The sequence below is a fragment of the Halomonas stenophila genome (assembly GCF_014192275.1).
GTDB lineage: Bacteria > Pseudomonadota > Gammaproteobacteria > Pseudomonadales > Halomonadaceae > Halomonas > Halomonas stenophila.
The window spans coordinates 167598-178427 of the sequence record NZ_JACHXR010000008.1; the positions used below are offsets into that span (position 1 = coordinate 167598).

Annotated in this window: 9 protein-coding genes and 4 tRNA genes; all 13 read right to left on the minus strand. The window is 65.5% G+C overall.

What is annotated here, in order from left to right; genetic code table 11:
• Positions 1–29: 29 nt before the first annotated feature.
• Complete coding sequence (gene rpoB, locus FHR97_RS14325) at positions 30–4109, minus strand: DNA-directed RNA polymerase subunit beta (RefSeq protein ID WP_183384472.1); 4080 nt, start codon at positions 4107–4109, stop codon at positions 30–32.
• Between the two features lie 233 nt (positions 4110–4342).
• Positions 4343–4714 (minus strand): 50S ribosomal protein L7/L12, encoded by a 372-nt coding sequence (gene rplL, locus FHR97_RS14330; protein ID WP_183384473.1) that lies wholly within the window; start codon positions 4712–4714, stop codon positions 4343–4345.
• Positions 4715–4803: 89 nt separating this feature from the next.
• Positions 4804–5304 carry a 50S ribosomal protein L10 gene (rplJ, locus tag FHR97_RS14335; protein ID WP_183384474.1) on the minus strand — a complete coding sequence of 167 codons (501 nt, stop codon included), beginning with the start codon at positions 5302–5304 and terminating at the stop codon, positions 4804–4806.
• Between the two features lie 259 nt (positions 5305–5563).
• The gene (rplA, locus tag FHR97_RS14340) at positions 5564–6256 is read right to left on the minus strand and encodes a 50S ribosomal protein L1 (RefSeq protein WP_183384475.1); all 693 of its coding nucleotides are present in this window, start codon (positions 6254–6256) and stop codon (positions 5564–5566) included.
• Between the two features lie 2 nt (positions 6257–6258).
• Positions 6259–6690: a 50S ribosomal protein L11 gene (gene rplK / locus FHR97_RS14345; protein WP_126485264.1), complete on the minus strand. Its 432-nt coding sequence runs from the start codon at positions 6688–6690 to the stop codon at positions 6259–6261.
• Between the two features lie 92 nt (positions 6691–6782).
• Positions 6783–7316 (minus strand): transcription termination/antitermination protein NusG, encoded by a 534-nt coding sequence (gene nusG, locus FHR97_RS14350; RefSeq protein WP_183384476.1) that lies wholly within the window; start codon positions 7314–7316, stop codon positions 6783–6785.
• 8 nt (positions 7317–7324) lie between these two features.
• Positions 7325–7693: a preprotein translocase subunit SecE gene (gene secE / locus FHR97_RS14355; protein WP_183384477.1), complete on the minus strand. Its 369-nt coding sequence runs from the start codon at positions 7691–7693 to the stop codon at positions 7325–7327.
• A 72-nt stretch (positions 7694–7765) separates the two neighbouring features.
• Positions 7766–7841: transfer RNA gene (locus FHR97_RS14360), tRNA-Trp, on the minus strand.
• Between the two features lie 150 nt (positions 7842–7991).
• Positions 7992–8066: transfer RNA gene (locus tag FHR97_RS14365), tRNA-Thr, on the minus strand.
• Positions 8067–8097: 31 nt separating this feature from the next.
• A tRNA-Gly gene (locus tag FHR97_RS14370) sits at positions 8098–8171 on the minus strand.
• Between the two features lie 49 nt (positions 8172–8220).
• Positions 8221–8304 (minus strand) — tRNA-Tyr (locus FHR97_RS14375).
• 117 nt (positions 8305–8421) lie between these two features.
• Positions 8422–9261 carry a type III pantothenate kinase gene (locus tag FHR97_RS14380; protein WP_183384478.1) on the minus strand — a complete coding sequence of 280 codons (840 nt, stop codon included), beginning with the start codon at positions 9259–9261 and terminating at the stop codon, positions 8422–8424.
• A complete protein-coding gene (locus tag FHR97_RS14385) occupies positions 9258–10241 on the minus strand; it encodes a biotin--[acetyl-CoA-carboxylase] ligase (protein WP_183384479.1) in 984 nt (327 codons plus the stop codon). Before FHR97_RS14385 ends, FHR97_RS14380 begins: the two co-directional genes overlap by 4 nt.
• Positions 10242–10830 lie beyond the last annotated feature (589 nt).

A 10830-nucleotide genomic window follows, 5' to 3' on the forward strand; every position in this document is an offset into this window, starting at 1 on the left:
TCATTCTGTGAAGCGCCGTCGCGGCAGCCTCAGCTCTCCAGTTCGATATCGATGCCCAGCGAGCGGATTTCCTTCACCAGCACGTTGAAGGATTCCGGCATGCCCGCCTGCATGGTGTGGTCGCCGTCCACGATGCTCTTGTACATCTTGGTGCGACCCTCCACGTCGTCGGACTTGACGGTGAGCATCTCCTGGAGGGTGTAGGCCGCGCCATAGGCTTCCAGGGCCCAGACCTCCATTTCCCCGAAACGCTGACCACCGAACTGGGCCTTGCCGCCCAGCGGCTGCTGGGTGACCAGCGAGTAGGAGCCCGTGGAGCGTGCGTGCATCTTGTCGTCCACCAGGTGGTTGAGCTTCAGCATGTACATGTAACCCACGGTGACCGGGCGGTCGAAGGCATCGCCGGTACGCCCGTCATAGAGGGTCATCTGACCGGAGTCCGGCAGGTCGGCCAGGCTCAGCAGGTGCTTGATCTCGCCCTCGCGGGCCCCGTCGAATACCGGCGTGGCCATGGGCACGCCCGCCTTGAGGTTCTTCGCCAGGGCGATGACCTCGTCGTCGGTGAGCGAGTCGAGGTCCTCGACCCGGGTGCTCGAGTCGGTATTGTAGACCTTGCCCAGGAACTCGCGGATCTCGCCGACCTGCTGCTCGCGGGCATCGCGCAGCATGTGCTCGATCTTCACCCCCAGGCCGCGGGCGGCCATGCCCAGGTGGGTCTCGAGGATCTGGCCGACGTTCATCCGCGACGGCACGCCCAGCGGGTTCAGCACCACGTCGATGGGCTCGCCGTTGTCGTCGAAGGGCATGTCCTCGATCGGCATGATGGCCGAGATGACACCCTTGTTGCCGTGACGGCCGGCCATCTTGTCACCCGGCTGCAGGCGGCGCTTGATCGCCAGGTAGACCTTGACGATCTTCAGCACGCCCGGCGCCAGGTCGTCGCCCTGGGTGAGCTTGCGCTTCTTGTCCTCGAAGCGCTCGTCCATCTCCTTGCGACGGTTCTCCAGCTGCTCGTCGGCCTGGGCCAGCAGCTCGTTGAGCGACTCGTCCTGCATGCGCAGCTTGAACCACTGCTGGCGCGGCAGCTCCTCGAGGTACTCGTCGGTGAGCACGTCGCCCTTCTTGAGCCTGGGCCCACCGTTGACGGCCTGGCCGGCGAGGGTGCGCTGCAGGCGCTCGAAGGTCGCATCCTCGGCGATGCGGTAGGTCTCCTGGAGATCCTTGCGCACCTCGTCGAGCTGCATCTGCTCGATGGACAGCGCCCGGGAATCCTTCTCCACGCCGTCGCGGGTGAACACCTGGACGTCGATGACGGTGCCCTTCATGCCGGTCGGGGCGCGCAGCGAGGTGTCCTTCACGTCGGAGGCCTTCTCGCCGAAGATCGCGCGCAGCAGCTTCTCCTCCGGAGTCAGCTGGGTCTCGCCCTTGGGCGTGACCTTGCCGACCAGGATGTCGCCCGCACCGACTTCCGCCCCGATGTAGACCACGCCCGCCTCGTCCAGCTTGGACAGCGCCGACTCGCCGACGTTGGGGATGTCCGAGGTGATCTCCTCGGCGCCCAGCTTGGTGTCGCGGGAGACGCAGGTCAGCTCCTGGATGTGGATGGTGGTGAACCGGTCCTCCTGGACCGCCCGCTCGGAGAGCAGGATGGAGTCCTCGAAATTGAAGCCGTTCCAAGGCATGAAGGCGATGCGCATGTTCTGGCCCAGGGCCAGGTCGCCCATGTCGACGGACGGGCCGTCGGCCAGGATGTCACCCCGCGCCACGCTGTCCCCGGTAAGCACGATCGGGCGCTGGTTCTGACAGGTGTTCTGGTTGGAGCGCAGGTACTTGGTCAGGTTGTAGATGTCGACGCCGGCCTCGCCGCCGATGATCTCGTCCTCGTTGACCCGCACCACGATGCGCTTGGCATCGACGGAGTCGATCACGCCGCCGCGGCGCGCCACGGCGCAGACGCCGGAGTCGCGGGCCACGAAGCGCTCCATGCCGGTGCCCACCAGGGGCTTCTCGGCACGCAGGGTCGGCACCGCCTGGCGTTGCATGTTCGCCCCCATCAGGGCGCGGTTGGCGTCATCGTGCTCGAGGAAGGGGATCAGGGCCGCGGCCACGGACACCACCTGGCGCGGCGACACGTCCATCAGCGTCACCTGCTCGGGGCGCATGAAGGTGGTCTCGCCCTTGTGGCGGACCTGCACCAGGTCGTCGACCAGCTTGCCGCCCTCGTCCACCGTGGCGGAGGCCTGGGCGATGACGAAGTCGCCCTCCTCGATCGCCGAGAGATGCACCACGTCATCGGTCACCTGGCTGCCCACGACCTTGCGGTACGGCGTCTCGAGGAAGCCGTAGCTGTTGGTGTGGCTGTAGGTGGCGAGCGAGTTGATCAGGCCGATGTTCGGCCCTTCCGGGGTCTCGATCGGGCACAGCCGGCCATAGTGGGTGGCGTGGACGTCGCGCACCTCGAAGCCGGCGCGCTCGCGGGTCAGGCCGCCCGGGCCGAGGGCGGAGACGCGGCGCTTGTACGTCACCTCGGACAGCGGGTTGTTCTGGTCCATGAACTGGGACAGCTGGCTGGAGCCGAAGAACTCCTTGACCGCGGCCGCCACCGGCTTGGCGTTGATCAGGTCCTGGGGCATCAGGCCTTCGCTCTCGGCCATGGACAGGCGTTCCTTGACCGCCCGCTCGACGCGCACCAGGCCCACGCGGAACTGGTTCTCGGCCATTTCGCCGACGCAGCGGATGCGGCGGTTGCCCAGGTGGTCGATGTCATCGACGTCGCCGAAACCGTTACGGATGCTGATCAGCTCGCCCAGCACGTCGAGGATGTCGCGACGGTCGAGCACGCCGGCCCCGGTGTCGCTGTCGCGACGCAGGCGGCGGTTGAACTTCATGCGGCCGACGCCGGACAGGTCGTAGCGGTCCTCGGTGAAGAACAGGTTGTTGAACAGCGTCTCGGCGGCTTCCTTGGTGGGCGGCTCGCCGGGGCGCATCATGCGGTAGATCTCGACCAGCGCCTCGAGCTGGGACCCGGTGGTGTCCAGCTTGAGGGTGTCGGAGATGAAGGGGCCGCAGTCGAGATCGTTGGTGTACAGGGTCTCGAGGGCGGTGATGCCCGCCTGGCCGATGCTCTCCAGCAGCTCCGGGGTGATCGCGGTGTTGCAGGGGCAGATCAGCTCGCCGGTGGCGGGGTTGATCTGGTCCTTGGCCAGGGTCTTGCCGAACAGGTAGTCCATCGGCACCTCGAGACGCTCGAGGCCGGCCTTCTCCAGCTGGCGGATGTGCTTCTGGGTGACGCGACGGCCTTCCTCGACGATGACGTTGCCGTCACCATCCTTGATGTCGAAGGTCGCGGTCTCGCCGCGCAGGCGCGAGGGCACCAGGTCCACCGAGAAGCCGGACTTCTCGATGTGGAAGGTGCTGGTCTCGAAGAACTCGTCGAGGATCTCCTCGGCGCTCATGCCCAGCGCGCGCAGCAGCACGGACGCCGGCAGCTTGCGGCGACGGTCGATACGCACGAAGACGTTGTCCTTCGGGTCGAACTCGAAGTCCAGCCAGGAGCCGCGGTAGGGGATCACCCGGGCGGAATACAGCAGCTTGCCGGAGGAGTGGCTCTTGCCCTTGTCGTGATCGAAGAACACGCCCGGCGAGCGGTGAAGCTGGGAGACGATGACGCGCTCGGTGCCGTTGACGACGAAGGTGCCGTTCTCGGTCATCAGGGGGATCTCCCCCATGTAGACTTCCTGCTCCTTGATGTCCTTGATCGCCTTGTGCGACGAGTCCTTGTCGTAGATGATCAGACGGACCTTGACGCGCAGGGGAGCCGAGTAGGTGACGCCACGCAGCTGGCATTCCTTGACGTCGAACGCCGGAGTGCCGAAACGATAACTGACGTACTCCAGGGCGGCGTTGCCGGAGAAGCTCTCGATCGGGAACACGGAGCGGAAGGCGGCATGCAGGCCGATCTCGAGACGCTCTTCGGGTGAGCGATCCTGCTGGAGAAAGTCGTAGTAGGAATCAAGCTGGATGGCCAGCAGGTAAGGCACATCCATCACTTGGGGCAGTTTGCCGAAATCCTTGCGGATGCGTTTTTTCTCAGTGTATGAGTAAGCCATCTGTATTCCCCAGCTTGTTCACCATGGGTGACCGATGCGTGTCGGCGCCACCCGACGGGCGCGGCTCCGTCAGGCGCTGACGGCAAGCCTCCACATGGAGACTCGCCGTCGGAATTCGGCTAGCGGTGGCCCAGGGGGGCGACCGGCTAGTGACAACAGAAAAAGGCCGGCAGCGGGTGTCCCGCCACCAGCCGTGGAAGCTTACGCAGCGCGTGAAGCCGTGGGCACAAGGATTACTTGAGCTCCACGCTCGCGCCGGCTTCTTCCAGCTTGGTCTTGGCTGCCTCGGCGTCGTCCTTGGACATCGCTTCCTTGATGGTCGCCGGCGCGCCGTCGACGGCACCCTTGGCTTCCTTCAGGCCCAGGCCGGTGATCTCGCGGACGGCCTTGATGACGTTGACCTTCTTCTCGCCGGCGCCGGTCAGCACCAGGTCGAACTCGGTCTGCTCTTCCTCGACAGCGGCTTCGCCTCCACCCGGGCCGGCCACGACGGCGGCCGCGGCGGTCACGCCGAACTTCTCTTCCATCGCTTCGATCAGCTCGGCGACTTCCATCACGGACATGTCGGCGACGGCGTTGATGATGTCTTCTTTGGTCAGTGCCATTTTCACGTTCCTAACTTTGCGGGAGTCTCGGCGCACCGAGGACTCGCTGATTCAATGTTCGATTCTCGCTGCGGGCTCGAGTTCGCCGATCAGGCGGCCTCTTCCTTCTGGTCACGCAGCGCGGCGAGGGTACGGACCAGCTTGCCGGCAGACGCTTCCTTCATGACGGACATCAGCTTGGCGATCGCCTCGTCGTAGGTCGGCAGCGTTGCCAGGCGATCGAGATCGCTCGCCGGGATGAACTCGCCTTCGTAGGCCAGCGCCTTGACTTCGAAGTTCTTCTCGTCCTTGCCGAACTCCTTGAACAGGCGGGCGGCAGCGCCCGGATGCTCGCTGGAGAAGGCCAGGAGGGTCGGACCCACGAAGCTTTCGTTCAGGCATTCCCACTGGGTGCCTGCCAGGGCGCGGCGTGCCAGGGTGTTGCGCACAACACGGATCTGCACGCCATTCTCGCGGGCCTGCTTGCGCAGGTCGGTCATCTTGCTGACCGCGACGCCACGAGAATCGGCAACGACGACGGAGAGAGCATCCTTGGCCGCCTCACTGACCTCGGCAACAATGGCCTTCTTGCCTTCGAGTGCTAGTGGCACGGTGATCACTCCTTCGTGCCGGAATCTCACAAGAGAGTTCCGGTGGTTACCATCTCTCCCGGTCGGGGACCGGGAGTCCTGGGTGATGGTGCTCACCAGACATCTGGCGGCCACACCATCTGCGCAGGTCTCCTCGAGGGATGATTAAGCCGCCTCGGCGAGCGAGACGGCACCTGCGGTCTTTGACGGTGCCCCGCCGGCGCTTGTCGAAACCGTGCACGGGGACCGCAAAGTTCTTGCTCGGATGTCGAGCTCGGCGTTACACGAACGCCGAGTGGTCGACGGTCAGCCCCGGGCCCATGGTGGTGGACAGGGAGACCTTCTTGAAATACACACCCTTGGAGGTGCTCGGCTTGAGCTTCTTGAGGTCGGCGATCAGCGCCTCCAGGTTGCCCCGGATGGCGGCGGCGTCGAAATCGACCTTGCCGAGGGTGGTGTGGATGATGCCGTTCTTGTCGGTACGGAAGCGCACCTGGCCGGCCTTGGCGTTCTTGACCGCGGTAGCGACATCCGGGGTCACGGTGCCGACCTTGGGGTTGGGCATCAGGCCACGCGGGCCGAGAATCTGACCCAGCTGACCGACGACGCGCATGGCGTCCGGCGAGGCGATGACCACGTCGAAGTCGAGCTGGCCCTTCTTGACCTGCTCGGCCAGGTCATCCATGCCGACGATGTCGGCACCGGCTTCCTTGGCGGCCTCGGCGTTGGCACCCTGGGTGAAGACGGCGACACGCACGTCCTTGCCGGTACCGTTGGGCATGACGGTGGCGCCACGCACGACCTGGTCGGATTTGCGCGGATCGACGCCCAGGTTGATGGCGACGTCCAGGGACTCCTTGAACTTGACGGCGGACAGCTCGGAGAGCAGGGCCACGGCCTCTTCCAGGGAGTACGCCTTGTTCGGGTCGACCTTCTCGCGAATCTGCGTCGCGCGCTTGCTGAGCTTAGCCATGATCAGAGACCCTCCACGTTCAGGCCCATGCTGCGGGCACTACCGGCAATGGTACGCACCGCGGCGTCGAGATCGGCAGCCGTCAGGTCCGGCTCCTTGGTCTTGGCGATCTCTTCGAGCTGTTCGCGGGTCACGGTACCGACCTTGGTCTTGTTCGGCTCACCGGAGCCGGACTTGATCCCAGCGGCCTTCTTCAGCAGGACCGCCGCGGGCGGGGTCTTGGTGACGAAGGTGAAGCTGCGGTCGGAATAGACGGTGATCACCACGGGAGTCGGCAGGCCCGGCTCGATGTCCTGGGTCTCGGCGTTGAACGCCTTGCAGAACTCCATGATGTTGACACCGTGCTGACCCAGCGCGGGGCCCACGGGGGGACTCGGATTGGCTTTACCGGCTGCGACCTGCAGCTTGATGTAAGCCTGGACTTTCTTGGCCATGATGAACTCCAGATGGGTAGTAGCGCCTTGCGGCTCCCCGGGTTACGCGACCGCCTCGGCGACCGCCACGAAACGCGCCCGAACGAGAGGGGCTATTCCTTCTCGACCTGGGCAAACTCCAGCTCGACCGGCGTGGACCGGCCGAAGATCAGCACGCTGACCTGGAGACGACTCTTGTCGTAGTTGACTTCCTCGACCACGCCGTTGAAATCGGCGAAGGGGCCGTCGACGACGCGCACGGACTGGCCCGGCTCGAACACGGTCTTCGGCCGCGGCTTGTCGGTGCCGTCCTTGACCCGGCTGAGAATGGCATCCGCCTCACGCTGGGTGATGGGGGCCGGCTTCTCCTTGGTGCCGCCGATGAACCCCATCACGCGCGGGGTCTCGTTGACCAGGTGCCAGGTCTCGTCGTCCATCTCCATCTCGACCAGCACATAGCCGGGATAGAACTTGCGCTCACTCTTGCGGCGCTTGCCGTCACGCATCTCGACGACTTCTTCGGTGGGCACCAGGATCTCGCCGAAGCGGTCCTCCATGCCAAACATCTTCACGCGCTCGGTGAGCGAGCGCATGACATGCTTCTCGAAGCCGGAATAGGCGTGAACGACGTACCAACGCTTGGACATGAAGACTCCTAACCAATGACGCCGGACATCGCCCAGCCAAGAAGAGTGTCGATGAGCCACAGCATCAGCCCCACCACCAGCACGGCCACCAGCACGATGGCGGTGGTCTGCACGGTCTCGGGACGGGTCGGCCAGACGACGCGCTGGATTTCCTTCTTCGCGCTGCGGGCCAGCTCGAGCAGCTCACGCCCCTTGGTGGTGGTCAACGCCACCAGCGCCGCCACCACACTGAGGGCGACGACACCGAGCACACGATAGAGAAGCGCCTGATCGGCAAAATAGGTATTGCCGACGACGGCAAGAACCAGCAGAGTGACGACAACCGCCCACTTGAGCCCGTCGTGGCGCGACTCCTGCACCTCGGCGTTATGCTTCATGAAAACGAGACTCCTCAGGGTGCGGCAATCGAAACATGAAAGTATATGAGATCTCGCCAGCCTGGGGAAGACTGGCAGGCCAGGAGGGAATCGAACCCCCAACCTGCGGTTTTGGAGACCGCTGCTCTGCCAATTGAGCTACTGGCCTGTATCTGCTTCCGCGACCGCCCTTTGCAAGCGACCTGAGCGACAGCGGGCGCCATCATAGCGAAAACCGCTCTGCCTGGCAACCCCTTTCCGGCATCCAGCCACGCCGGGAAGAAAGAGAAAAGGCGAGCCGCGGCTCGCCTTTTCGATGTGGAGCTCATGGACGGATTTGAACCGTCGACCTCACCCTTACCAAGGGTGTGCTCTACCCCTGAGCTACATGAGCGTTACCGCTCGGCACCACGTGCCGTCAAACCTGGAGCGGGCAGCGGGGATCGAACCCGCATCATCAGCTTGGAAGGCTGAGGTTCTACCATTGAACTATGCCCGCCTGCCCACTCTCTTTTCCACCTCCGCGCCAAGCGAGGGCGGCGAAAATCTGGTGGAGGGGGAAGGATTCGAACCTTCGAAGCTTTCGCGGCAGATTTACAGTCTGCTCCCTTTGGCCACTCGGGAACCCCTCCAACTGGCGGTGTATTCTACCGCTTCGACTCTCGGTGTCAAGTGATTGTTTTCTCAATCTTCCTGACCGGACATGACCGCCGGGACGGACCTGCCTCTCCGGAACGCGGCGCATTATTTCAAAGCAGCATGGAGAATGCAAGCCCGGCACGGATCTTTTCCAGCGACACCGGCCGTGGCACCAACGGCGCCCCCGCCATGCGCCCGGCCCGTTCGGCGGCGGTCAGCGGGAAACTGGCCTCCAGCCCCCCATAGACCATGTCCGGCCAGACCGCATGGGGCACCTGGATGCCCCGCGAGACCACTCGAGCGTCGCCGCCGGTGAGCAGCATCGGCAGGGCCACGTTCTCACGGTCGCAGACCTCGCTGTAGATCCGGTTCACGGCACTCACCGCGGCCATGTAGATACCGTGATTGACCGCCTCCACGGTGCGCGTGCCGGGGGCCAGCAGCTCGTCGGCCTCGCTGTCGGGGTCGATGGCCACGTTGCGGGTGCCGAGCTGGAGGCTTTCCTTCATCAGCCGCAGGCCCGGCAGGATATAGCCCCCCAGGTGACGGCCACCGGGCAGCACGAAGTCCACGGTGATGGCGCTGCCGCAATCCACGCTGCAGCAGCCACCGGCGAGCTGGTAGCCCGCCAGCACCCCCATCCAGCGATCCACTCCCAGCCGCCCGGGTTCCCGGTAGCCGTTGGTCACCCCCAGCGCCTCGGGGCGCGAGTGGGCCACGTGCACCCCGCCCACCCGGCTCTGCAGCAGGGCCACGGTCTGGGCCAGCACGGCCTGGCGCGCCACGCTGGAGATCCGCACCGCCTCGACGACGTCCAGGTCGGGGATATCCGCCCCGGGACGCCACTCCTCCCGGGTCCACACCGCCCCCCGCGAGCGGATCTCGCTGCTGTCCGCATCCTTGAGGCGCCACTTCGACAGGGTGTTGCCGATATCGAGGTCCAGGATCATCCATGCCCCCGTACGCTGATCTCTCCCCCGGCGAGGCGTTCACGCCCTTCGGCACGCCGCACCCAGAGGTTGCCCGAGGCGTCCACGGACTCGGCGATCGCCGGCTCCCGGCGCTCGCCGCGAATGACATCCACCTCTCGCCCGGCAAAGGCGTGCCGGCGGTTCCACTCCTCCTGCCAGGCCGCGAAGCCCTGCTGCTCGAAGGTGGCCATCAGCGGCATCAGTTCGTCCAGCAGCTCGACGGCCAACCGGTTGCGGGAGAGCCCCGGCGCCTGGTCATGGACCGCCCCCACCGGCTGCTCGATGGTCTCGCGGAAGGCCGCGGGAAGATCGACATTGATCCCCATGCCGACCACCACCTCGCAGGGACCGGCGGCATCCCCGCTCATCTCCACCAGGATGCCCGCCAGCTTGCCCAGGTGCCCGGCCTCCGCCTCGAGCAGCACATCGTTGGGCCACTTGAGTCGCGGCCTGACACCGTGCGCCTCCAGCACCCGGGCCAGGGCCACACCGACCGCCAGGCTGAGCCCCTCCAGGGCCGCCACACCGGACTCGAAGCGCCATCCCACCGAGAGCATCAGGGTCCGCCCCCAGGGCGTCACCCAGGTGCGCCCCCGCCGCCCCTTGCCGGCGCTCTGCTGCTCCACCAGGCAGACCTCGCCGTGTCCCGCCCCCTGGGCGAAGCGCTCACGCAGGAACTGGTTGCTCGACGGCAGCGTCTCCTCGACGAACAGCCGGGTCACGTGCTGACGCACGCCCCGGGACAGGCCGGCCACGATGACGCCGCCGTCCAGGAGCTCCAGGGGCTCGGCCAACCGGTAGCCCTGGCCCTTGACCGCTTCCATGGGGATGCCCAGGGCCTCGAGCTTGCGCAGCTGCTTCCATACCGCGGCGCGCGAGACACCCAGGCGCTCGCCCAGCTGCTCGCCGGAATGGAACTCGCCGTCACTCAACAGGCGGATCAGGTCACCGATGGTCATGCGCATGCCCCAGACGGGAAAAAGCCATATTCTATCGGAACAGACGCAAGCCCGGAAATCCGGGTGCTCGGCGCCAATCGCAATCCCCCTTTGGTCGCCCTGGCACGCGTCTCGCCGCCTTACCAGCGCCTACGCGGTCGCGGTCATACACCACCGGACCAAGAGCGGCTCACAGGGACCATAGAAGGCGCTGACGACGTCGCCCCTCCCTCCCCACTCACGGCCGAGCCCAGGGCTTTCGCTGGAGCTCTCGCGACCAGGGTCGGGAGGCCCTACGGGCTCGCTGAAGCGGTTCCCGTTCGTTCACGGCCAACGAGGCCCGGGGAGACCCTTGTCGCGGGTATCCTACCGACACGAAAACAACCCGAGCCCAATACGCTCGGGGGGTGTCTCGGAGTAGGTGCCTGAACGTGAAAAAGCCCCGACCTCTTTCGAGGCCGGGGCTTTTCCGGAATAAGTGCCTGACGATGATCCGGCCGGCGCTCCGGCGGCCGGTAAGCGAACGGCGAACACCTCTTGTCAGTGATCAGGCATTGTGCTGCCAGTGCTGAGGCAGGAGCTCGTGGAGCTGGCTGGCCTTGTGGGTCGG

Bases quoted from the DNA above. Each gene is read 5' to 3' on its own strand.
- rpoB (WP_183384472.1), bottom strand. From the start codon at position 4,109: ATGGCTTACTCATACACTGAGAAAAAACGCATCCGCAAGGATTTCGGC.
- rplL (WP_183384473.1), bottom strand. From the start codon at position 4,714: ATGGCACTGACCAAAGAAGACATCATCAACGCCGTCGCCGACATGTCC.
- rplA (WP_183384475.1), bottom strand. From the start codon at position 6,256: ATGGCTAAGCTCAGCAAGCGCGCGACGCAGATTCGCGAGAAGGTCGAC.
- rplK (WP_126485264.1), bottom strand. From the start codon at position 6,690: ATGGCCAAGAAAGTCCAGGCTTACATCAAGCTGCAGGTCGCAGCCGGT.
- nusG (WP_183384476.1), bottom strand. From the start codon at position 7,316: ATGTCCAAGCGTTGGTACGTCGTTCACGCCTATTCCGGCTTCGAGAAG.
- secE (WP_183384477.1), bottom strand. From the start codon at position 7,693: ATGAAGCATAACGCCGAGGTGCAGGAGTCGCGCCACGACGGGCTCAAG.
- FHR97_RS14380 (WP_183384478.1), bottom strand. From the start codon at position 9,261: ATGATCCTGGACCTCGATATCGGCAACACCCTGTCGAAGTGGCGCCTC.
- FHR97_RS14385 (WP_183384479.1), bottom strand. From the start codon at position 10,241: ATGACCATCGGTGACCTGATCCGCCTGTTGAGTGACGGCGAGTTCCAT.